Raw genomic sequence first — 23,022 nt, 5'->3', positions numbered from 1 at the left:
CATCACCGCAGTCCATTCTTTTTGCGTAACCTCATATTTTCCGATGTAATAGGATGATACCGTCACCTGATGCACAGGTTTTTCATCGCTCTCACCATCATTCGATCCCATCTTAAAAGAGTCGCCCTGCACAAAGATCATGGATATCTTTTTGGCACTGATCCTAAATTGCCATCCGTCCGTTTCCAGACCTTCCAGAAAGGGGTTCCAGAAGAGGACAAGGTTTTTCCCGGGGTTGGTAGATGTCTGTCCGCCTAAGGATCTGGTGGAGCTGATCTCTTTGCCGGTTTTGAATGGTATCAGTTTGATCTGATATTGATCATCCGCGTTTCCGCTCAGATCAAAATTGATCTTCCAGTAGCTCAGCTCCGGGTCTTGCTTAGCTCTGATATTGCTGACCGTCTGGGCAGTTGCACAGGCAAGCCAGTAAACGGTGATCAACATGAGCAGCACAGCTTTTTTCATAGCATCCCTTCTTGTTGCGTTTTATGATATTGCATGCCAAATGCGCCGCGTAATTCTGTCAACAACTTTCTCCGTTGATTATCACCACAGAGAAACAGAGAGATCAGAGAAGATCTAAACACAGAGGAAAGCAGAGCAAGAGCAGAGAGATGAGAGATCAGATGAAGTTCAACCTTGATTAGTGGGCAGGACTGATATGGAATTACCGACGTCCCCGTCGGTTCATACGTGCAACCCCAATAAAAGCGACACAAACACCCATAGCGTCAATTCCCCAAATCTGCCTATATCATCCAATTGCTTTTAATTTCAAACGCTTAGCAGTTTTAATTATATCCTTCCCCGTGAGCAATACGGAGTCAATACGGACTTAGTCCGTAATGAGTCCGTATTGATTCCGTAATGCTATGGGGGAAGGTGAACGGGTGAACCCGTCATTCCAGCGAAGGAGACTGTGCGAAAACTATGAAGACAGCACAATATTTATGAAATCAGTTTACTGTTTGTGTCTCCTACTACCGGGAACTGTCATTCCAGAGCCCAATGCTTACTGTGTGAAAACTAACTGTTATGTTGCCAATAGTTTTTACACAGTCTCGAAGGCTGGAATCCAGGTCTTTTCTCTCATGTCTCTGCTCTGATCGCTCTGTTTCTCTGTGGTGAAAAACAACTCTGTATCTCTCACCCCTACTCTACCGTCACACTTTTAGCAAGGTTGCGGGGTTGATCGACGTCAAAACCTCTCAGATCTGCGACATGGTAGGCAAGGAGCTGCAAGGGGATCACGGTTAGCAGCGGTTGCAGGTTTGGCAAGGTATCTGGAATGTGGATCACATGTTCGGATATCTTTTCCATTTCGGTGTCGCCGATAGTGGCGATGGTGATGAGTCTTGCTTTTCTGGCACGCACTTCCTGGAGATTGGAATAGATCTTTTCATAGAGGGGATCATGGCAGGCGATGGCGACCACCGGCATGGATTTGTCGATCAAAGCGATGGGACCGTGTTTCATCTCCGCAGCGGGATATCCTTCGGCGTGAATATAGGAGATTTCCTTTAGTTTCAAAGCGCCTTCCAGTGCCACGGGATAGTTTACTCCGCGTCCGAGATAGAGGGCGTTGGTGCTGTCTTTGATGCTGGTTGCGATCTCACGGATATGGTCATTTAGGGCTAAAATCTGCGCGATTTTTTCGGGAATCCTGCCGAGTTCACGGATATAATCCATACCCTGCATCGGCGACAGACTGCGTTGGCGAGCCATCAATACGGCAAGCAAGGTGAGAATCGTCACTTGGGAAGTGAAAGCTTTGGTGGACGCGACACCGATCTCGCTGCCGGCGTGGATGTAGGTGCCGCCGTCACTTTCGCGCGCGATAGTGCTGCCGACTACGTTGGTGATGCCCAAGACCCTGGCGCCCTTTGCTTTGGCTTCGCGCATAGCGGCAAGGGTATCCGCTGTTTCGCCGGATTGGCTGATCACAAAGACGAGCGTGTCTTCGGGAATGATCGGATTACGATAGCGGTATTCGGAAGCATATTCCGCGTGAACGGGAATGCGAGCCATGTCCTCGATGATATATTTTCCGATCAATGCCGAGTGGAAAGAGGTTCCGCAGGCTATGAGGTGGATCTGTTTGATTTTGCGAAGTTCATGGGGTGGAAGATTGAGTCCTCCCAAACGCGCGGTGCCCATCTGTTCGTTGATGCGTCCTCTGAAGCCATTGCCCACGGTGACGGTCTGTTCAAAAATCTCTTTGAGCATAAAGTGTTTATAATCACCTTTCTCGATCGCTGAGATTTCCCAATCCACCACCGAGATTTTGGGCTTGAGACGCTGTTTGTCCATATTCGTCATTTCGAATCCATCGCGGTGAATGATGCATATCTCATTATCTTGCAGATAGATCACGTTTTTGGTGTGGATCACGATAGCGCTCACGTCACTGGCGATAAAATGTTCATTGTCGTTGATGCCGATGATGAGCGGACTGCCCATGCGAACCGCGATCAGTTTGTCCGGATCGTTTTTGGAGATGACGACCAAGCCATAAGTGCCTTCGACTCTTTTCAACGCTTCGCGGACGGCGTCTTCGAGGCTGGGTTCGGTGGTGATAAATTGTTCGATCAAATGGACTATGACCTCGGTATCGGTTTCGCTTGCAAACTTGTGCCCCAGCTCGATCAGTTTCTCCCTGAGGAGTTTATAGTTCTCGATGATGCCGTTGTGCACGATCGCCAGATTGCCGCTGCAATCCGTGTGGGGATGCGCGTTTACTTCATTTGGCTCGCCGTGGGTTGCCCATCTGGTATGAGCGATGGCGATGGTTCCAGAGCATCTATTCGGTTCCGGCAGGCTGCGTTCGAGCTCGATGATCTTGCCTTGCCGTTTATAGATTTGCAGCTCGTTTTCGTGCATGATGGCGCAGCCGGAGCTGTCGTAACCTCTATATTCGAGACGTTTAAGCGCTTCGACCACGATCGGCAGGGCGTTTCGGTGCCCGATGTATCCGACTATTCCGCACATGATATCTCCTTGGTATTGGTGTATTTATGGAAGGTGTAGATCGCGGCGGCGAAGATGATTATCGCCGGAACGAGGATCCATGGCTGCAGCGAATCCGAATTTTTGAGCAAGGGTTTGACCCAGGCGGTATTTGCGTAAGTGATTATGAATAGGGCAAATCCGTTGTTGATAAAATGAGAAAGCATACTGGGGATGATGCTTTTTGTTCTGATCGTCAGATAGCCGAGCAGGATGCCCAACATAAAGGTAGGCAACAGTCTGAACGGATCGAGATGGAAGATGGCAAAGAGCAAAGCGCTGATGATGATGGCGCTCTTTGTGCCATAGCTTTCATAGAACCGGATCATGAATCCCCGGAAGAGCACTTCCTCACAGATTGCGGGCATCACGGCAATGGCAAAGAGCATCACCCAGATCGAGGAATCGAGCTTGAAAAGACCCGCTAATTGCTCAAGATAGTGTATGGGAAAGGGGAAAAAGTGATTGATCAACTGTCCGACCATCGATACAATGATCGTTGCCGGAATAGCGATGAAGGGGATCAAAAGAATCTCTCCGAGGCGCGGAGCTTTGATTCTCAGGATATCGTTTGACTTCAATTTCAGCAGTTTCAGGATGATGAGCACCGGAAGCAGGATCACCAAAAACTGCGTCTGGATCAACCCCTTCAGCATGTCCCGGCTTTGCAAATAGCCGCCCGCATAATAGAGAATCGCCAAGCCGATGGCAAAATAGACCAGCCCATAGTAGGAATTAAAAAAGCTGCGCTTGTCCTTGCGTACGTTTTTGAAGCTGCTGTCGTCCTCGGTGCGGAATAGGATTGATTCAGTATTGAAGAGCTTCACCGTCAGAATCACTGCTAGGATGACCAAAACCAAGGTCGAGGCGATGGTGATGATCACGTGGGAAAGCTGGTATTCGTTGATCATCACGGCTTTGAACAGCAGTGAGATATTGACCACTGGGATCAATGCCATCAGATTGTTGATCTCGATGGCGGGGAAAAACGAGATCATTGCCAGCAGCATGGAGACCGTGAGGATGGGCTGTTCATAGGATCGGGCTTCTTTCATATTGCGCGAAAATGTGGAGATCGAAAGCAGCACCGCGGCAAACAAAGTAGCCAGCGGCAGCATTGCCAGCATCAGAATCGCGAACCCCTTGAGCGGCATCGCCATGCCCACCATTTCCATACGAGACTGCGAGAGGACGTAATGCAGGGAAAAACCGATGCTCAAAAGGTTGATGACCACGTTGATCATTGCCATGCTGACGATGGTGAGGTATTTGCCAAGCACGATCTCGTTGCGCTGTGCCGAAGACACCAAAAGGGTTTCCAGGGTTTTACGTTCCTTCTCTCCGGCGACAAGATCCGCGGCAACGGTTGCCGCGCCGGCGATGAGCATGATGATCATCAGATAGGGCAAAAACATGCCAAGATACATACCAACTTTCTTTTGCGCGGTGGAGGTGTCCCGTTCGCGGACGCTGACCAATTGCATGATCTGGGGATCGACCTTTTGCTTGGTCAGCAGCTTTTGCAGGATTTGTTTCTCGGATAGTGCGATCTGGTTGCGCAGCTTGGCAAAGATCATCTGATCCCGCTGTTTGGCGGCGTCGTATTGGATGTCGATCTTATAGGTGCTCAAGCCTTTATTCGTCAATGAATCGGTGATGCTGATGATGGCGTTGATGCTCCGCTCTTTATACAAAGACGGAGTTTGCGCTGTATAAGGCTGGAAGGAGAAATTCGCGATTCCTGCCAAGTCTTTGAGCAGCTTGAGCGAGACCTCGTCATTGACGCTATCCCGCACCGCGATGTAGGCGCCGCGCTCTTCCAGCACCCGGGTCTGACGGCTCATGATGGAGCTGAAACCGATAAACAGCATCGGATACATGATCACCGGCAGGATGATGGTGGTAAAGAGCGTGCGCTTGTCGCGCAGCATTTCCAGGAATTCCTTGCGGAAAACGATTCCGGCTTTCTTAAAATTCATGCGCCTGCACCTCCGTTTCGTCCGTGAATTGGTTTACAAAATGGATGAAGATGTCGTCCAGATCGGTTTGTCCGGTCTGCTCTCTGAGGTCTTCCAACCGTGCATCGGCAATGATTTTCCCCTTGTGGATCATCACGATGCGATCCGCGAGACGTTCCGCTTCCCGCATGATGTGAGTGGAAAAGAGCACACATTTGCCCCTCGCTTTACAATCGCGGATAAAGGTGATGATGTTGCGCGCAGTGAGGATATCCAAGCCTGAGGTCGGTTCGTCGAAGATCATCACCGGCGGGTCGTGGATGATGGAACGCACGATGGAGACTTTTTGTTTCATGCCGCTGGAAAGGAATTCGATCTTTTTATCAAGGAAGTCCTTCATGTCCAAAAGCTCCGCCATCTGTTCGATGCGAGCGTCGATAGTTCTGTCGTCCAAGCCATAGAGCCTGCCGAAATAGCGAATAAACTCTCTGGGGCGCAGGCGGTTATACAAACCGGTATCGCCGGAGAGAAAGCCAAGATTCTCTCTCGCTTTCTGCCCTTGGGTCAAAATGTCATATCCATGAATCTGTGCAGTGCCTTCCGTGGGTTTAAACACGGTGGAAAGCACCCGCATGGTGGTGGTTTTCCCTGCTCCGTTCACTCCCAAAAGACACACGATCTCGCCGTCCCGCGCTTCAAAAGAAACACCGTCAACGGCACGAAACCGACCTCCGTCCTTTTGGGGAAACTCCTTGACCAAGTTTCTTACCATTATCATCAAATCACCTCTGGATCATTTTGCAAAGAGCCATCGCCGATAGCTCAGGTTAAAATCGTTATTGACCGAGTGCCATGGCGTTAGATCGCATTCAGATTGGACATTGCAGCACATGAGCGCACTATCGGGATATCAAGCATTACTGTAAAGTGTTTTTTTTGAGACGGCTCGACTATTCCTTCAAAATACCTGATCAGTTAGCTTGCTAAAGTATTTATATATGTGGGCGAACCATGGCATTTGGTAAGCGTTTTCAGCATTGACATGATTTGCCTTTCTGCGTCCATATTGACTATATGAGAAGAGGATTGCACGAAAGCAGGCTAACTCATGGCAGGCAAACGAATTGTTTTGGCTTAGATTTTATTGATCATATTGATCATAACGATCAGCGTCATCAGTGTTCCACAGGCAAATAGCCCCCGCGGCAAACAAAAAGCTTGACGAATTTTGGCAGGATAAAAGAATAGCGACAGAGCGTTTGGAATTGATTCCGGGCGTTGTATATTATATAATAAAGACGATCGCTACCATCCCAATCATAGAGAACAAGCGAGGATAGCATTATGAAAGACGTTTTCCAAATTCTCAATTCCGTCGATGCTCCGTTGGTATTGGACGCCGCCACCGGCAAGGGAGAATTTATCAACGTCCTGAAACAGAATCTGGGATCATACACCCAGATCATTGGCATCGATGCTTCGGAGAAAAGCGTCAATTATGCCCAGAAGGTCTTTTCAGAAAACGATGTCGAAATTTACAAGATGGATCTTGAACACTTGCAGTTTGAGGACGATCATTTCGATCTGGTTTGCCTATCCAATTCACTGCACCACCTGGAGCATCCGGACAAGGTATTCGCGGAAATGATGCGCGTGCTCAAACCCGGCGGCATGATGTTGGTCACCGAAATGTATCGCAGTGGTGAGCAAACCGATGCCCAGCAGACTCATATCCTCATGCATCATTGGATCGCAGCCATCGATCGGCGCTGCGGCGTCTTTCACGCAGAGACTTTCACCAAGGACGAGATCCTTGCCATGGCGAAGAAACTGCATTTGCTGAAGCTCAAAGTGGAGGATTTCTATTATCCGGTGGACAATCCCAAAGAAGCCAGAAATTGCGAAACCCTGCGCAAAAGCTGCATCGATACCTTCAAACGCCTGGAAAACATCCCGGACAACGAAGATCTGCTAAATCAGGGAAACAACCTTATGAATAGAATCCAGCAAATCGGTTGCGCCAGTGCCAGCCGTTTGCTTATCACAGGATATAAAAAGAAAATTGCACACAAATAACAAAGACAACAACTTTGTCATCAGCCAAGGAGATAAATCATCATGATTGAAGAAAACCTGTTTGAACTAAATCAAGCCCAACTTTCACGGCACGCCAAGAAACTCGGCATCCCCGGATACACACAATATAAAGGCAATGAAATGATCTTCAAGATTTTGGAGTTTCAAGCCCAACAGGAAGGTCTCGCCTTCGTGACCGGATGTTTGGAGATCATGGAAGACGGTTTCGGTTTCCTGCGTTTCCCCCAAAATAACTATAATCCCGGGCGCGACGACGTCTATGTATCCCTCACCCAGGTCAGACGCTTCGGATTGAAGACCGGACACATGATTTCAGGACCGGTGCGCTCACCCAAAGAAGGGGAAAAATACTATGCCCTGCTGCGCGTGGAATCCGTCAATTATATGGCGCCCACTTTTTTGCAGGAGCTGCGCGTCTTTGACGAATTGACGCCGTATTATCCCACCGAACGCCTCAATCTGGAATTTGATCCCAAGAACTATTCCACCCGCATCATGAACCTCTTCACTCCCATTGGAAAAGGACAGCGCGGATTGATCGTGGCAGCTCCCAGAACGGGAAAGACGATGCTCCTGCAGGATATCGCAAACGCCATTCTGACCAATCATCCGGAAGTGTATCTGATCGTTTTGCTTGTGGACGAGCGCCCTGAGGAAGTGACCGAAATGAAGAAATTCCTGCGTCCCGGCAACCGGGAAGTGATCTCCTCCACTTTCGACGAATCGCCAAAAAACCACAGCGCCGTCAGCGAAATGGTGCTGGAAAAAGCCAAGCGCATGATCGAACTCGGACAGGACGTGGTGATCGTGTTGGATAGCATCACTCGTCTGGCAAGAGCATATAACAACGTCACCCCTTCCAGCGGCAAGGTGCTGTCCGGCGGAATCGATTCCAACGGATTGATCAAGCCCAAAAAGTTCTTTGGCTCAGCTCGCAATACCGAAGAAGCCGGATCCCTGACCATCATCGCCACCGCGTTGATCGACACCGGCTCCAAGATGGATCAGGTCATATTTGAGGAATTCAAAGGCACCGGAAACATGGAATTGGTGCTGGATCGCAGCATATCGGACATGCGTCTCTATCCCGCCATCGATCTCGTCAAAAGCGGAACCCGTCGCGAAGAGCTGCTGCTCACCAAAAACGAGCTCAACCGTATGTATGTCCTACGCAAATACCTCAAGACGATCAGCCCGATTCAGGGAATCGAGACCCTGCGCAAAAAGATGCAGGTGACCGAGACCAATTTCGAACTGCTCAACGCCATGAGCAATTGATCCTTAGCGGCTGACCCCAATGGAGCTGTGGACCCTGATGCTAAGCTTCGAACAAAGCCGCAAGATTGCGCTGCTCGTGATTGGCATGCTTTTTCTTACCATCCTGTTGGCTGCAATTCCACGTAAGGAGTTTCAAAGCCTGCAAAGCCTCTATGACAGCGGCAGGCTGGATGAGCTCGCCGGTCAGTTGATCTCCGTCAAACCCGCCAACGACGAGGAACGCGCCCAAGTGCTGCACCTGAATGCCATGCTCAAGATCAAAAAGAGCGAGATCACCGCGCTCTTGGAACAAAACATCGACAAATACCCAAAAACTAAATACGGTCAGATCAGCATGCTTGAGCGTGCCAAACTGCATATCATCGAGCGCGAAGCCGTCTTTGCCAGAAATCTGCTCTTGAGAGTCACTTCCACGGATATGATGGAAAGGTTTTATTGGCTCTGTGTCTGCGCCGAAATGCAGGATGACTATAGCGCCATGATCAGCAACGCAGAGAACTATCTGCGCCTTGCACCAGCGGGCACCTATGTCGAAGAATGCATGTATCTGATCGCTGATGCCTATATCGGGCAAAAGAAATACCAAAGTGCCGTTTCCACCCTGAACAAACTCAAAACGATCTCCGGTATGCCCACCGACCAGCAATATTTCTACTACAGATTGGGGGCAGCACATCAGCTGTCTGGCTCTCCCAATGAAGCGGTGGCAAGCTTGCGTGCCGGGCTGGAGATCAACCGTTATACGCAGATCGCATACAGCATCGAGGATCATCTCTTTGAGCTTAAGGGCAAAAATGGCTCTCTTATTGATCTGGCATTTCTATATCCCTACAGCGAATTGGAACTTGTATCCTCACTCCGGGAAGAGATCATGGCGCCAGTGGAATCGATTTCGGCACCAATCGATCCGCCCCAGTTTATTCCCTTGAAACTACCCGCCAAGCCGTCTTCCGGGTTCTTTTTGCAGGCTGGGAGATTTGGAGTGGAGGCAAACGCTTCTTCCATCGCCCAGAAACTCCGGCAGATGAAACTGCCGGGCAGTTATTTTGAGGATAAAAACAACAAATCCATGCCTTGGGTCGCGGTGAGCGGGCCATTTACCACTCGGGCGGAAGCTGAAACCGCACGCCTGATCGTGATCGATAACAAAATTGAATGTTTCATCACCCAATATTGATGCTGGAAAAACCAATCTCCGAGACCAACCTCACTCCAATGCTGAAGCAGTTTCAGGATGTCAAAAACACTCATCCGGACAAGCTTGTCCTCTTTCGTATGGGAGACTTTTACGAGACCTTCTTTGAGGATGCCTATACTGCCTCCAAGATACTCAACATCACTCTCACAACGCGCAATAAAAACGCCGACAACCCTGTTCCCCTCGCTGGATTTCCCTATCACGCACTGGATAATTATCTGGACAAATTGATCAAAGCCGGCATCAAGGTCGCTATCTGCGAGCAGGTGGAAGACCCCAAAAAAGCGATCGGCTTGGTCAAACGCGAAGTCGTGGAAATCATCACCCCCGGCACGGTGCTCGACCAATCGCTTTTGGAAGGCAGTGCCAACGTCTATCTATGTGCCATCTATTACGAGGACGAAAAGCGCAAGATCGGCATCGCCAGGCTCGATCTTTCCACCGGAGAGTTTGCCTTCACCGAGCTCCCTCTGGCTGAACTGAGCAATGAACTGTTGCGCCTCAAACCGGCGGAGATCATCGTGGACGGACTCAAAAGCGAGGAACTGATCAAAAGCCTCAAACTGGAATATAATCCCACGCTCACGATCTTCGATTCCTGGCTCTACCGTCCATCCGAAGCGATCTCCACGCTCAAGAAACACTTTCAGGTCAGCTCGTTGGAAGCCTTCGGAGCCCACAACAAAAACATCGGAGCCACCGCCGCCGGAGCCGCTCTCGCCTACGTTCAATCGCTTTACAACGTTCCTCTCAAGCACATTTCCTCACTGACCTTTTACTCCCTGTCAAGCTATATGCAGTTGGACGAGATTAGCCGTCGCAACCTGGAATTGACGCGCTCGATCCGCTATGGCACCAAACACGGCAGTCTGCTTTCGGTGATCGACCAAACCCAGACACCGATGGGCTCTCGCCTTTTGCAAAACTGGCTGCTGCATCCGCTACTGGATCTGACCATCATCATCCAAAGACAGGCAATGATCAAAGCCCTGCTAACAAACACCGCTTATCTAAAGGACTTGCGCCACACTCTGCGGGACATCGGAGATATTTCGCGGATCGTTTCGCGTTTGGGAGCGCTGAGGATCAACCCCAGAGAGCTTCAATCGCTCAAATCCTATCTGCTCGTCGCCATTGAACTCCAAACCAAGCTATCCCATTTCAGCGAACCGCTTTTTGATCCCTTTTTGATCCTACTCTCCGGGTTCGAGGACATCGTGGGCTTGCTGGATAGAGCCATCAGAGCCAATCCGCCTATCACAGTCACCGAAGGCGGAATCTTCAATTCCGGATATCATACCGATCTGGACGAACTCCTGGAAATCATCCACGATGGCAAATCATGGATCGCCAAGCTGGAAGACGACGAACGCAAAAAGACCGGTATCTCCTCTCTGAAAGTAGGCTATAACAAGGTATTCGGCTACTATATCGAAGTGTCCGCCGCCCACAAAAGCAAGGTGCCGGATTATTACATCGGCAAACAAACATTGGTCAATTCCGAGCGCTATATCTCCCCGCGGCTCAAGGATTTTGAAGCCAAGGTGCTCAGTTCCGAAGAAAAGATCAAAAATCTTGAGTATGAACTCTATAAAGATCTACGCATCGCCATTGCAGCGCATCTTCCACGTTTGCAGGAGCTTGGAGATGGCATCGCGCTCTTGGACGTCTTGGGTAATCTCGCTTTTCTGGCTTGGCAAAACGAATATTGCTGTCCGGAGTTTTCCTCTGATCGGGCGCTGATCATCCGCGACGGCAGGCATCCGGTGATCGAAAAACTGATCGAAAGCGACCATTTTATCCCCAATGATACCGAGCTTGACTATCCCGATACTTCCGTCGCGATCATCACAGGACCAAACATGGCGGGAAAATCCACCTATCTGCGGCAGGTGGGGCTGCTCGTCATCATGGCTCAAATCGGTTCCTTCGTTCCGGCAAAAAAGCTGACCATGCCGATTTTCGACCGCGTTTTCACCCGCGTAGGCGCTTCCGACAACCTTGCCCAAGGGCAAAGCACCTTTTTGGTGGAAATGATCGAAACGGCGAACATCCTCCATTCCGCCACATCCGAATCCCTGATCCTTTTGGATGAGATCGGCAGAGGAACAAGCACTTTCGACGGGCTCAGCCTGGCGTGGGCGATCATCGAACACATCCAGAAGTTCAAGCATGCACTCACCCTTTTTGCCACCCATTATCACGAACTCACCGAGCTCGAAAACATCTATCCCGACATTCGCAACTACAACGTCGCGGTGAAGGAATATAACGACCAGATGATCTTTCTGCGCAAGATCGAACGCGGCGGCGCGGATCAAAGCTATGGCATACAGGTGGCGAGGCTTGCCGGCATCCCCGATCGCGTCGTTCGCCGTGCCAAAGAGATACTGAAGAACCTTGAGGAACATGAAATCAGCCCGCAAGGGCTCACAGCCGCCATCCGCAGAAAACTCAACCGAAATTTACCTCAGATGGAACTCTTTGAAGCCATCATCGACAAAGCCGGCGAAAACGATCCCATCATCGAAGAGATCAAAGACCTCGATCTGGATCAACTCACGCCGATTCAAGCCTGGCAAAAACTGAAAGAAATCCAACAACGCCTGTAAAGGACACAACAATGAAACGTATCATCCCTGCACTGTTAATCATCCTGATGGCACTGCTGACCGCTTGTTCCGTCAATCAGGGTCGGCTCGCCGGCAAGGTCAATGGCACCCCCATCCCCTATGACGAATTTATTGCGGCTAATCGCGGACACTATGAAAATTTCTGGATGCTAAACAACCGCGCGCCAGGCATCGACGAGAAACAAGAAATCATGCGCCAAACCTGGAGAAACATCACCAAACACGTGATCCTCAAAGACAATTTTAAAAAATACGGCATCCGCGTCAGTCCCCAGGAAATGATCGACACCCTCAAAACCAATATCCCGCCATACCTGAAGACCTCACCGCGATTCATGGTAAACGGCGTTTTCGACTACAACATCTACCTGCAATCCCTCCTCTATGACACTCCGGAAAACCTGCTGCCGGTTCGCAAGCACTACTTCGACTATCTGATCCCGATCTTGAAACTCAAAAACGAACTCATCGACCGGAAAATGCTCACCAAAAAAGAAAGCAAGCGAATCACACAAGTCCTTGCCGGCAAAGCCGATATCGATTGGGTGATCGTCGATGCCACCAATATCCAACCCATTATCTCCGAAAGCGAAATCACCCAATATTATCAGAAAAACTTAGATCAATATCGGATGGACGAGAGCTTTGCTCTCGCCTATATCCTCCTCCCTGTCAGACCAAGCGCGGAAGACATGATCTATGCAGCAGCGGTGACGGATTCCATCTTTACGGAGCTCAGAAGCGGAGAACCCGCTCAGAGCGTGATCGCCAGACACAAAGTCCATTATCCGGGCATCATCCTCAAAAACAGCGGTTTCCTCCGCAATGCCGATCTCGATCCCAAGCTCTATGCCATGTTTTCCGCTATGAAAGAAAGCGATTATAGCCCGCCGGTTGAAGATTCCGGCTCATTCACGATCTATCACCTGGAACAGCTCACGAAGAGCATGACCAGTTTCAATACCATTACCATTGTCGCATCGCCGTTAGCCGCCAGCGTGAAAAGATCAAGAAGCGCAGCAGAAAGGCTTTACCAGCTTGCTCAGACGGTGGGCATGGAAAACGCCGCCAACGAAATGTCTTTGAGCTATGTTCCAATCAAAAACCTCAATCCTGAATCCGTCTGGATCGGAGACAGCGCCATCCTCGAGACGATATTTAAAGAGCTTCACGATAAAAAGCGCGGACACATATTTACTCCGATATATTCAAACCAGCTTTTCGCCTGGGTGGTCGTGCAGATGACGGACAATCAGCTCAACCGCGTGCGCCCTCTTTCCTCCGTGCAAAATGATATTGTCGCCGTTCTCAGACAGAGCAAAAGCATCGAGATCGCCAAAGTAACCGCTTCCGAATGGCTGCGTAACCAAACTGCCGGTATTATCAATCTCGCCGCTCTCCCCCACTCTTCCAAGGAATCAGTCCCCTCCATGAGTTTCACCACTCCCTTGGGGGACATCAAAGTCGGCATGATCTACTATGATGCCATCCGCCGCTATCTGGATAAGTCCGCTACGCAAGTCTATGTAGCCGGAACCACTATTCTCATACCATTTGTCAAAAATCACCGCATTGATAAAAATGCCGTCGTCTCACCGGTTCAATTGCGCGAGACTTACAAGCGAACCCTGAACGAAGACTGGTTTGACCTCTGGGTGGAAGATCAAATCCGCTGCGCCAACGTGAGCATTTTTGTGAATATGTGAGTGAGATTTGAAAGATGAGTTTATCACAGAGGAAAGCAGAGTAATAGCAGAGCAAGAGCAGAGAGATGAGATAAGGTTCAACCTTGATTAGTACGCAGGACGGATATGGAATTACCGACGTCCCCGTCGGTTCATGCGCGGTTGAAACCGACGGGGACGTCGGTAGTTCCATATCCGCTTACCTACTTGACTAACTATTTAACTGCGTAATGCACTATACACAGACGCTTCCTTCATACGAAAAACGCGCTAAGAGCCTGTACCGCAATGCGGATGCTTTGATCATCAGGATAAGGCGGGCAGGGGATGGAGAAGGGATGGGAGATAGATATAAGAGATGAGATATGAGATGTGATATAAGCAATGTGCTGCTGATTGCTTTCGTTCGGCGCCAGCTTATCTCATCTCTCTTACCTCATATCTCATCTCTTTTAAGAGTTCATCCGCTCACTCAAAAGGAGATATCCCATGATTCCGTATGTCTCTTTCCGATGGAAACTTAGGCATTTGCAAAAGAAATAGTTTGACAGATTTACAAAGCTAAAAGCTTTATCTCAGCATCAGAAAAATCAGATGAAAAGGAGTGCAACCATGCCAAAAATGACGGTTGACCCAACTTATTGTAAAGGCTGTGGTCTCTGCATCGTTGCTTGTCCGAAAAAGATAATACGCTTTTCGGATAACATCAATGCCAAGGGGTACCACTATTCCGAGTGTTTTGATCAGGAAGCTTGTATCGCATGTAAGATGTGCTATTTGACCTGTCCTGACGTAGCAATCAAGATTGAAAAGTGAGGTGAAGAGATGTCTAAAGTTCTGATGAAAGGAAACGAAGCGGTTGCCGAAGCCGCTCTCCGTGCGGGCTGTCGCCTCTATTTTGCTTATCCAATCACCCCGCAAAGCGAATTGATCGAATACATGGCAAAAATGATGCCCAAGGTAGGCGGGACATTTATCCAAGCGGAGAGCGAAATCGCCGCCATCAACATGGTCTATGGCGCCGCGGGCTGTGGAAAACGCGTCATGACCTCATCTTCCTCCCCCGGCATTTCGTTGAAAATGGAAGGCATTTCCTATCTTGCCGGCTCCGAGCTTCCCGCCGTAATCGTGAATGTCCAACGCGGAGGTCCCGGCTTGGGAGACATCCAACCCGCCCAGGGTGATTATTTTCAAGCCACTAAAGGCGGTGGACACGGAGATTACCGCTGCATCGTCCTTGCCCCAAGTTCCGTCCAGGAATTCGCAGACATGGCAAGCGAAGCTTTCGAATTGGCGGATAAATATCGCAATCCAGTGCTCATCCTCGCGGACGGCATGCTCGGGCAAATGATGGAGCCGGTGGAATTCAAGCCCGCCAAGAGCGCCGAGGAAATGGAAGAACTTGGCAAACAACACGATTCTTGGTGTATTTGTCCAAATGAAGACGGTGACTCCAAACACCATCATGAGATCAATTCTCTCGAGATTGACCCGCTCGTGCTTGAAAAACACGTCAACCAGCTCTTTGCCAAATATGCCATCGTAAACCGCGACGAGCTGCGCTATGAAAAGTATAACGTGAACGACGACAACGAGATCCTCTGCGTAGCCTGGGGCACCGCCTCACGCATCGTCAAATCCGCAGTCCACGAACTCAACTGCGAAGGAAAAAACATCGGGCTCATCCGACCCATCACCTGCTGGCCATATCCCTACGCAGCGATCCACGCCGCGATTGGAAAGAAGGTCAAGCAAGTGTATGTCTTTGAATTAAATACGGGACAAATGTTAGACGATGTCAAGATCGCTGTTGCCGGCAAAGTGCCGATTAAGTTTTGGGGCAAGGTTGGCGGCATCGTCTTCACCCCCGCAGAGATCAAAGCCAAGCTGGAAGCTTGTTTTTAAGGGAGAAGAGAAATGGAAGTAATCGCAACCAGACCAAGCACATTCACCAAAACCCCGTTCACTTATTGTCCCGGCTGTCTGCATGGCGTGGCGCACCGCCTCATCGCCGAAGCGGTCGAGGAATTTGGGCTCATCAACAAGATGGCCGGCGTCGCACCTGTCGGCTGCTCGGTTTTCGCATATAAGTTCTTCAATTTTGACATGGCGCAAGCCGCACATGGCAGAGCTCCGGCTGTTGCGACAGGCATGAAACGCGCGAGGCCGGATATGCATGTCTTCACCTATCAGGGAGATGGAGATCTTGCCGCCATCGGCACCGCGGAGATCATCCATGCCGCAAACCGCGGAGAGCACATCAGCGTGTTCTTCGTCAATAACGCCATCTATGGCATGACTGGCGGACAGATGGCTCCGACAACCCTGCCGGACATGAAAACCACCACCAGTCCATACGGACGCAAGGTGGACGACATCGGTTATCCCATCCGCGCAAGCGAATTGCTGGCAACCTTGGTAGCTCCATATTATATCGAACGCGTGTCGCTGCTCAGCCCGGCGGAGATTATCAAAGCCAAGAAAGCGGTCAACAAAGCGATTCAATACAACAAGGAAGGACGAGGTTTCACTTTTGTGGAATTGATCAGCACCTGTCCCACAAACTGGGGCATCGATCCGGTCAAATCACGCGATTGGGCACGGGAAAACATGCTTCCCTTCTTCAAAGTGGGCTGTTTCCGTGACAAAGGCGAGGGAGTAGAATAATGAAAACTGAACTGATTTGTGCCGGGTTCGGAGGACAGGGCGTCCTCACTATCGGCAAGTTCATCGCCCAAGCCGGAATGAAAGAAGGCAAACACGTTTCCTGGCTGCCTTCTTATGGACCTGAAATGCGTGGCGGTACCGCAAATGTGGCTACTGTCGTTTCCAACGAGCCGATCGCTTCGCCCATAGTCAGCTATCCGGATATCCTCGTGGCGTTGAATCAACCGTCATTGGACAAGTTTGGCCCAACCGTCCGCAAAGGCGGAGTCATCATCATCAATACGGACATGTGCCCACATGGCATCAAACGCGATGACGTCGTTATCGTTGCCGCTCCGATGAGCGAGATCGCCAAAGAGATCGGCAGCGTGATGGTGCTCAATATGCTCGCCATCGGCATGGTCATCGGCAAGACGAAACTGATCAAATATGATACCATGGAACACGACCTCACCGAATTCCTCAAAGAGAAAAACGTCGATTTGTTGGAAAAAAACCTCACCGCCATTAAACGCGGTATGGAATTGGGAAGACAATAGCACATTTTAACGCTTGTTTATCGCCCCGGTTTTGATGACCGGGTTTTTTTACCTGTAGCGCAGCATGCCGATGCTGCGGAAACGATGACCTCGTTTGACAGGGTTTACACTCTTCCGCAGGATCGGCATCCTGCGCTACAGAAACCCCTTCAATATGCAAAAACTACGCCGGAGAGGGGGAATACCCATTCTTCCGCGGAGGTTTCAACGCTGATTGAATTGCCTTGTTTGGTGATCATTGGAAACTTGTTTTGACCGGAGAAAAAGGGGATCGTCTCCACAGATTTGATCGTCTCTGGATATTCGTATATGATGCTGACTCCGTGGGTGAGCTCGGTGATGAAGATGCTGAGTTGATGCGAGGCGGTTGGATATAGCGTCCTGGTGTTGATAAAAAACTCCATCTCCCTGCCCACAAGAGACTTCAGCGACGGATGGAAGCAGCGGATTTCGAAACAATCGCCGTTATTTATGAGTTCGGTATCGAGCACAAGGTCATTGACGCGGACTTCGCTCAATTCGAAGACTTCCGCGCTGAGAGTGAAATTATCGTCCATCAACCATCTATACTCGACGTCGTTGCGTCTGAAATATGCTTTCAAGGCTTCGTCCGAATTGGCGCAGGCAACGATGAAATAGTCGTTTTGTAATATCTTGCGAAAGCTCAGCTCAGTGTGCGCACGGTAGTAGCCAACCCTGTCCGATGTATCAAAGCGCACTTTGTGCTTGAAGTTTTTGCGGTAATGGATATCCATATCCTTGTTGTAAAAGAAGTTGCGCAATATCTCGCGGGAGATGAGTTCGCCGATTTCCTCGCTTTGCAATCTCTGCGCGAGGGCGGATTCGATGATCTGAGCAAGCTTGGAATCGCTGAAATCCGAGGACACAAAATCGCGCCGCGACAGTGGAGAACTGGTCACCAATCCATTTTCGTCAAAGTAATAGCGTTTGGCGCGTCTGCCCACTTGGCAGAGAAGTTCGTATGCTGAGCCATTATATTGCGCGGCAAGCATTTCCGCTCTCAAAGCTGGATGTCCGACTCCTAAAAGCGTAGCTTCGTCCCCGATCCGGACATCTTCCACATCGGTGATATCGATGGTGATCATATCCATGCTGATTCTACCGATCACGGGACAGAGAGAATCGTTTACCAACACAATTCCGCGGTTCGACAGCAGGAAGTCGTAACCATCCGCATAGCCGATTGGTATGATGGCATAGCGTGTATCACGCGCGGCAGTCCAGGTGAGATTATAGCCAAGCCCCGCGCCTGCGGAGATGCTCTTGATCTGAGAAATTGCGGCTTTGAAGGTCATCACCGGTTTGAGATCGATGATCGGGATTTGCGCGGGGTGGGTGTAAACTCCAAAGCAAAGGATGCCCAGGCGCACGAGATTGCTGTTTTGTCCCATCCCATTGACGATGGCGGAGCTGTTTGAGATGTGGATATAGCGGGGTTTGTGTTTCAGTTTGCCGATCAATTCATCAAAGCACATCTCCTGAAAAGCGCTGTATTCTTTGTCGCTTTCGCTGCTGGCGAAATGGGAAAAGATTCCCTCCAGGGTGAGGTTTGCACATTTGTCCAATGCATTGATCAGCTTTTCCCAATCCTCGCAGTGGGCTCCGCTGCGATGCATGCCCGTGTCGAACTTGAGATGAATGCGGACGCGCATTTCCGCCTTGACAGCGGCATTATTCAAGGAAAAGAGAAAAGCGGCGTCAGAAACGCTTGGGATCAAATCATAGGCGAGGATGGCGTCCAACTCAGTTTCCAAAGAGGGAGACAGGATCAAAATGGGAATCTTGCAGCCCTGAACGCGGAGCAGCTTGCCTTCATCGGCATTGGCGACTCCGAGCATGACGGCTCCTTCCAAAACCGCGATCCTGGCGATCTCAAAGGCTCCGTGACCATAGGCATCGGCTTTGACGATTTGCAGGAATTCCTGCTTTGGATGCATCAAAGCTTTGAGTGCTTGAAGGTTATGACGATAAGCGGCGAGATCGATTTCCACCCAGCTACGTTCGCGGATCTTGTGCATCAATGTCCTGCCTTAGAAATACTTGGCTGCCATGTCGGCAAGTTTGGAACGTTCCCCTTTTTCCAGGGTGACGTGGGCGATGATGTCTTCATGCTTGAGCTTTTCCACCGCTACGGAGAGTCCGTTGCTCTGCGAATCGAGGTAGGGGATATCGATCTGATAGGGATCGCCGGTGAGCACGAGTTTGGTGTTTTCCCCAGCGCGGGTGATGATCGTCTTCATCTCGTGCGGTGTAAGGTTTTGCGCTTCGTCGATGATGATAAACTGATCCGGCAGGCTGCGTCCGCGGATATAGGTGAGCGGTTCGAGCTCCAAAAAACCATAATCCATAAAGTCAAAAATGCTCGCTTTCTTTTTACTCTTGAAATTCTCGGCAGATTTGTCCTCGTGCAGGGATAGCAGGATATCCATGTTATCATAGATGGGCTGCATCCAAGGGTTGAATTTCTCCGCCTTAGTGCCCGGCAGATAGCCCAAATCCTTGCCAAGGGGAGATATAGGACGCGAGATAACAAGCCGGGTATATTTGCTTTCCTCGACCACTTTTTGGAGTCCCGCTGCCATAGCCAAAAGGGTTTTCCCTGTTCCGGCTCGTCCGGAGAGGCTCACGAGCTTGATGTTGTCATCCAGAAGTGCGTCCAACGCCATTTCTTGCTCAAAATTGCGGGCTTTCACGCCAAAAACTTCCTGCCCGGTATAGCTTTGCAGCGCGTAAAATGAATTGTGCGCCTGCATATAGCGCATAGTCTTGACCTTTTCGGGATTGTCTTTGTCGATAAAGCGGACAAACTCGTTGGGTTGAAATTCGCCGAAGGTGTTGGCAGTATATTTTTTAATGGCGATCTCATCCCAGATGGCGCTTTCGATTTCGAGCACCGACCATCCGGTATAATACTCGTCAAATTTGATCGTATCGGATTCATAGTTTTCGGCATTGATACCGATGCTATCGGATTTGATGCGCACATTGGCGTCTTTGGAGACGAGAGTCACCTCGCTATCCGGAAACTTGTTTTTGAAATAGAGCGCCGTGCCGATAATCAGATTGTCGTTTCGATCGAGGAAAAAGAGCTTCGCTGCGGTATCCGTAACGTCCTTGTTGACCGTGACTTGGATGACGCCGCCGTGTTCGGTTTTGACCCCTTCCTGCAAAGATCCCAGCTTACGCAAAGAATCGAGGTAGCGTCCGATCTGGCGGGCATTGCGGCTTTTTTCATCGACGCCTTTCTTGAATTGGTCAAGCTCTTCGATCACCACTATCGGGATCACCACGCGGTGTTCGTCAAAGGAAAACAGCGATTGTGGGCTGTGAATGAGAACGTTTGTATCCAGGATGAAGATTTTCTTTTCCATGTGCTTGACAATTCCTTATTGAGCGTGATTTTGGATGCGTTCGATGATCTCTTTCTGAGCGGGGAAATCATCCACCAGGCTATCCGTTTCCGCAAGCTCAAAATCGGTGTAGGAAAAGGTTGGCCAGAGCGTGCAACCGCATAGGGCATAATCCTTTGGCTCGATCAGTTCGGCTGCGAACCAGGTATTCCGCGGGATCAAAAACTGCGGCATTTCTCCGCTGATGATATCGGAGCCCAGGATGATCGTCTCCAAGCCTTTTTGCGAAAGCAGATACATCTTCAGAGCGGTGCCCCGATAGTGATGCCACATCTCGTCGCATTTGACGCGGTGCCATTTACAGACCATGTTCTCGGGCAGAAGATAAATTATCGATGAACCGATGAAGCGGTTTGGAAAGATCTCCTTTCCGGTGTTGTCTTTGACGTTTCCCATCAGAAGCGATTGCCAGTTGCGGCGATAAAACCCACCCTCGGGATGAGCCATCATATTGAGTTTGTCGATTATAGTGCGGTATTCGTTCATATCAAACTCTTTCATTTTTATTCTTCGTGCAAGGATTTGCATAGCTTGTAAATACGTCAATCTTTTTTATTGGATTTGAGATTTTGCGCGCCTAAAATACATGGAATCAAGAGGATAAAAATATGGTGCTGAAGGGGGGACTCGAACCCCCATGAGCTCATCGCTCACTAGTCCCTGAAACTAGCGTGTATACCAATTTCACCACTCCAGCACATACTGTGCGGCACAAATCATTTGAGGGTGCTATTTTGTCAAGACAAAAAAAACCGGCGAGGCTTTGATGTTGAATAGAACGCAGATGACGCAGATCGGCTATGATCGTTATTTTCCATGTTTTTTCATGGATCAATATGGATTGTGTTTCCGCTGCTCGTTTTCACAGATTTCATCACAAATTCACATGTCAGTGGAATTGCTCATGACTTCCAATTGACTTCCAATTGACACCACCGCAGCATCGGCATGCTGCGCTACATCCAAAGTGTTAATCAAGCCTTAATCAAGCGTTAGTATTATTACGCTTGATTAACGCAGCCAAATGGGAGAGCCACTTGCCGCCACATGTGGAATTATCGGAATTGGAGTTTGGAATTGGAGTTACCGACGTCCCCGTCAGTTCATTTCACCTTACTTTCACTTCATACACAGATTTGTGGATGGTTTATTTCTATCTTTCCTGTGACCGCTGCATTGATGATAAATGGCTTGTTTGGAGTTAAAAACGAGACCTTTTAACAAGAATGAATAAATGGTGAGAGCCTATCCGGCAAACATGTCATAAGCGCCTTTCCAGCGCTTATGCACCCAGAACCACTGTTCCGGGTAGTCGCGGATATAGCGTTCCACGACGGCATTGATCTCGCCGAGGACGATGGCATAGTTTTCCTCGTTGTCGTCCAGCTCGGGATGATAGATAGGGGGCTCGAAACAAAAGCGGATGTGGGAGCCTTCCGTCATGAGCGCGAAACCGGGGATGATCGGGATCTTGTAGCGCAGGGAGAGTTTTGCCACGCCCTTCCAATGGGAGGCGGGGAAGCCGAGAAAATCGAGAACGATGCCCGCCTTGCCCGCGTTTTGATCAGCGAGAATTGCGACCATTTCGTTTTTGTGGAGACAGGTGATGATGTCTCTGAGCCCGCGGCGCATATCGATGACCCCGACCCCGTGTTTTCCGCGGATGGCATTGTTGAACCGATCAAAGAGAATGTTTCGCTGGCGCTTGACGATCACGGAGACGGGAATTCCGAATTTGGGAAATACTCGCGCCGCTTCCCAATTGCCAAAATGTGCAGTGGCGAGGATCGCTCCCCTGCCCATGGCAAAAGCAGCCTCGATGTATTCCATCCCCTGGAAGGAGGAGTTTGCGATCAGCTTTTTCTCCCTCATCACATAGATCTCCCCCACCATCAAAGCCATATAAAGATAGAGCTTTTTGAGCAATGCACGCCGGTCGGCAAGGCTCTTTTCCGGATAGACCATTTCAATCTGGCGCAATGCTACTATTTTGCGAACTCCGGCGTGGTATCCGATCCCAACCACGAGACAGCGGATAAATGCCATACTCAGCTTGTAGGGCAAGACGCGAAGGACAAAAAGCACCGTCCGCAATGAACAATATTCGATATGATGGAGGATTTTATTTCTTTTCAAAATGGAGTTTCAGCCTCTGATATCCGCAATCTTCTTTTCGATCACCGCTTTGGAGACGACGCCGACTGTAGTATCGATCAATTTGCCGGATTTGAAGAACATCAGGGTGGGAATGCTCATCACGCCGTGCTTTCCGGCAATCTCGGGAAAGTCGTCCACATTCAATTTTACTATGGTGACATCGTTATATTCTCCCTCCAGCTCTTCCAAAATAGGTGCAAGAACTCGGCAGGGTCCACACCAGTCCGCCCAAAAATCCACGATCACGGCACCGCTTGCGATACTCTGGTCAAAATCCTTGTTGTTAAGCTCAACTATCATTGTAATCTCCATCTTGATATAACATGGTGATATAGTAATCATCGAGAGGCTTGAAACAAGCATGATATTTTAC

18 protein-coding genes and 1 tRNA gene are annotated in these 23,022 nt (G+C 49.7%); 9 read left to right on the top strand and 10 right to left on the bottom strand.

Annotated features, from left to right (window positions below; all coding sequences use genetic code 11):
- From Q8M98_10285 to Q8M98_10270, 4 genes are all read right to left on the bottom strand, one after another.
- The coding region (locus Q8M98_10285) for an SUMF1/EgtB/PvdO family nonheme iron enzyme (GenBank protein MDP3115141.1) at positions 1-465 on the bottom strand (465 nt) is incomplete at its 3' end.
- 687 nt (positions 466-1,152) lie between these two features.
- A complete protein-coding gene (gene glmS, locus Q8M98_10280) occupies positions 1,153-2,988 on the bottom strand; it encodes a glutamine--fructose-6-phosphate transaminase (isomerizing) (protein MDP3115140.1) in 1,836 nt (611 codons plus the stop codon).
- Complete coding sequence (locus tag Q8M98_10275) at positions 2,976-4,985, bottom strand: ABC transporter permease subunit/CPBP intramembrane protease (GenBank protein ID MDP3115139.1); 2,010 nt, start codon at positions 4,983-4,985, stop codon at positions 2,976-2,978. The genes glmS and Q8M98_10275 overlap by 13 nt, the downstream gene beginning before the upstream one ends.
- Complete coding sequence (locus Q8M98_10270) at positions 4,975-5,736, bottom strand: ATP-binding cassette domain-containing protein (GenBank protein MDP3115138.1); 762 nt, start codon at positions 5,734-5,736, stop codon at positions 4,975-4,977. The genes Q8M98_10275 and Q8M98_10270 overlap by 11 nt, the downstream gene beginning before the upstream one ends.
- 572 nt (positions 5,737-6,308) lie before the next feature.
- Between Q8M98_10270 and Q8M98_10265 the strand changes: the two genes are divergently transcribed.
- The 9 genes from Q8M98_10265 (at position 6,309) to Q8M98_10225 (ending at position 17,061) form a co-directional block, all read left to right on the top strand.
- A complete protein-coding gene (locus tag Q8M98_10265) occupies positions 6,309-7,040 on the top strand; it encodes a class I SAM-dependent methyltransferase (GenBank protein ID MDP3115137.1) in 732 nt (243 codons plus the stop codon).
- Between the two features lie 42 nt (positions 7,041-7,082).
- Complete coding sequence (gene rho / locus Q8M98_10260; GenBank protein MDP3115136.1) at positions 7,083-8,339, top strand: transcription termination factor Rho; 1,257 nt, start codon at positions 7,083-7,085, stop codon at positions 8,337-8,339.
- Positions 8,340-8,376: 37 nt separating this feature from the next.
- Positions 8,377-9,516 (top strand): SPOR domain-containing protein, encoded by a 1,140-nt coding sequence (locus Q8M98_10255; protein ID MDP3115135.1) that lies wholly within the window; start codon positions 8,377-8,379, stop codon positions 9,514-9,516.
- Entirely contained in the window at positions 9,516-12,149 is a 2,634-nt protein-coding gene (mutS, locus tag Q8M98_10250; GenBank protein ID MDP3115134.1) for a DNA mismatch repair protein MutS, read from the top strand. The genes Q8M98_10255 and mutS overlap by 1 nt, the downstream gene beginning before the upstream one ends.
- Positions 12,150-12,160: 11 nt before the next feature.
- Positions 12,161-13,876: a peptidylprolyl isomerase gene (locus tag Q8M98_10245; GenBank protein MDP3115133.1), complete on the top strand. Its 1,716-nt coding sequence runs from the start codon at positions 12,161-12,163 to the stop codon at positions 13,874-13,876.
- Between the two features lie 600 nt (positions 13,877-14,476).
- The gene (locus Q8M98_10240) at positions 14,477-14,671 is read left to right on the top strand and encodes a ferredoxin family protein (protein ID MDP3115132.1); all 195 of its coding nucleotides are present in this window, start codon (positions 14,477-14,479) and stop codon (positions 14,669-14,671) included.
- Positions 14,672-14,680: 9 nt separating this feature from the next.
- Positions 14,681-15,760 (top strand): 3-methyl-2-oxobutanoate dehydrogenase subunit VorB, encoded by a 1,080-nt coding sequence (locus tag Q8M98_10235; GenBank protein MDP3115131.1) that lies wholly within the window; start codon positions 14,681-14,683, stop codon positions 15,758-15,760.
- A 12-nt stretch (positions 15,761-15,772) separates the two neighbouring features.
- Complete coding sequence (locus tag Q8M98_10230; protein ID MDP3115130.1) at positions 15,773-16,522, top strand: thiamine pyrophosphate-dependent enzyme; 750 nt, start codon at positions 15,773-15,775, stop codon at positions 16,520-16,522.
- The gene (locus tag Q8M98_10225) at positions 16,522-17,061 is read left to right on the top strand and encodes a 2-oxoacid:acceptor oxidoreductase family protein (protein MDP3115129.1); all 540 of its coding nucleotides are present in this window, start codon (positions 16,522-16,524) and stop codon (positions 17,059-17,061) included. The genes Q8M98_10230 and Q8M98_10225 overlap by 1 nt, the downstream gene beginning before the upstream one ends.
- Before the next feature lie 149 nt (positions 17,062-17,210).
- Here Q8M98_10225 and alr read toward each other — a convergent pair whose 3' ends face one another.
- The 6 genes from alr to trxA form a co-directional block, all read right to left on the bottom strand.
- Entirely contained in the window at positions 17,211-19,100 is a 1,890-nt protein-coding gene (gene alr, locus Q8M98_10220; GenBank protein MDP3115128.1) for an alanine racemase, read from the bottom strand.
- 12 nt (positions 19,101-19,112) lie between these two features.
- On the bottom strand, positions 19,113-20,453 hold the full coding sequence (locus tag Q8M98_10215) for a PhoH family protein (protein MDP3115127.1): 1,341 nt from the start codon (positions 20,451-20,453) through the stop codon (positions 19,113-19,115).
- Between the two features lie 15 nt (positions 20,454-20,468).
- Positions 20,469-20,993: a cupin domain-containing protein gene (locus Q8M98_10210; GenBank protein ID MDP3115126.1), complete on the bottom strand. Its 525-nt coding sequence runs from the start codon at positions 20,991-20,993 to the stop codon at positions 20,469-20,471.
- A gap of 108 nt (positions 20,994-21,101) precedes the next feature.
- Positions 21,102-21,189 (bottom strand) — tRNA-Leu (locus tag Q8M98_10205).
- A 548-nt stretch (positions 21,190-21,737) separates the two neighbouring features.
- Positions 21,738-22,628 carry a lysophospholipid acyltransferase family protein gene (locus tag Q8M98_10200; protein ID MDP3115125.1) on the bottom strand — a complete coding sequence of 297 codons (891 nt, stop codon included), beginning with the start codon at positions 22,626-22,628 and terminating at the stop codon, positions 21,738-21,740.
- A 9-nt stretch (positions 22,629-22,637) separates the two neighbouring features.
- Positions 22,638-22,949 (bottom strand): thioredoxin, encoded by a 312-nt coding sequence (gene trxA / locus Q8M98_10195; protein ID MDP3115124.1) that lies wholly within the window; start codon positions 22,947-22,949, stop codon positions 22,638-22,640.
- Between the last annotated feature and the right edge of the window lie 73 nt (positions 22,950-23,022).

The sequence above is a fragment of the Candidatus Cloacimonadaceae bacterium genome, from assembly GCA_030693415.1.
Lineage (GTDB): Bacteria > Cloacimonadota > Cloacimonadia > Cloacimonadales > Cloacimonadaceae > JAUYAR01.
The sequence above is the reverse complement of the archived record's forward strand: the minus strand, read 5'-3'. Positions and strand labels throughout refer to the sequence as shown.

Bases quoted from the DNA above. Each gene is read 5' to 3' on its own strand.
- glmS (MDP3115140.1), bottom strand. From the start codon at position 2,988: ATGTGCGGAATAGTCGGATACATCGGGCACCGAAACGCCCTGCCGATC.
- Q8M98_10275 (MDP3115139.1), bottom strand. From the start codon at position 4,985: ATGAATTTTAAGAAAGCCGGAATCGTTTTCCGCAAGGAATTCCTGGAA.
- Q8M98_10270 (MDP3115138.1), bottom strand. From the start codon at position 5,736: ATGGTAAGAAACTTGGTCAAGGAGTTTCCCCAAAAGGACGGAGGTCGG.
- Q8M98_10265 (MDP3115137.1), top strand. From the start codon at position 6,309: ATGAAAGACGTTTTCCAAATTCTCAATTCCGTCGATGCTCCGTTGGTA.
- rho (MDP3115136.1), top strand. From the start codon at position 7,083: ATGATTGAAGAAAACCTGTTTGAACTAAATCAAGCCCAACTTTCACGG.
- Q8M98_10255 (MDP3115135.1), top strand. From the start codon at position 8,377: ATGCTAAGCTTCGAACAAAGCCGCAAGATTGCGCTGCTCGTGATTGGC.
- mutS (MDP3115134.1), top strand. From the start codon at position 9,516: ATGCTGGAAAAACCAATCTCCGAGACCAACCTCACTCCAATGCTGAAG.
- Q8M98_10245 (MDP3115133.1), top strand. From the start codon at position 12,161: ATGAAACGTATCATCCCTGCACTGTTAATCATCCTGATGGCACTGCTG.
- Q8M98_10240 (MDP3115132.1), top strand. From the start codon at position 14,477: ATGACGGTTGACCCAACTTATTGTAAAGGCTGTGGTCTCTGCATCGTT.
- Q8M98_10235 (MDP3115131.1), top strand. From the start codon at position 14,681: ATGTCTAAAGTTCTGATGAAAGGAAACGAAGCGGTTGCCGAAGCCGCT.
- Q8M98_10230 (MDP3115130.1), top strand. From the start codon at position 15,773: ATGGAAGTAATCGCAACCAGACCAAGCACATTCACCAAAACCCCGTTC.
- Q8M98_10225 (MDP3115129.1), top strand. From the start codon at position 16,522: ATGAAAACTGAACTGATTTGTGCCGGGTTCGGAGGACAGGGCGTCCTC.
- alr (MDP3115128.1), bottom strand. From the start codon at position 19,100: ATGCACAAGATCCGCGAACGTAGCTGGGTGGAAATCGATCTCGCCGCT.
- Q8M98_10215 (MDP3115127.1), bottom strand. From the start codon at position 20,453: ATGGAAAAGAAAATCTTCATCCTGGATACAAACGTTCTCATTCACAGC.
- Q8M98_10210 (MDP3115126.1), bottom strand. From the start codon at position 20,993: ATGAAAGAGTTTGATATGAACGAATACCGCACTATAATCGACAAACTC.
- trxA (MDP3115124.1), bottom strand. From the start codon at position 22,949: ATGATAGTTGAGCTTAACAACAAGGATTTTGACCAGAGTATCGCAAGC.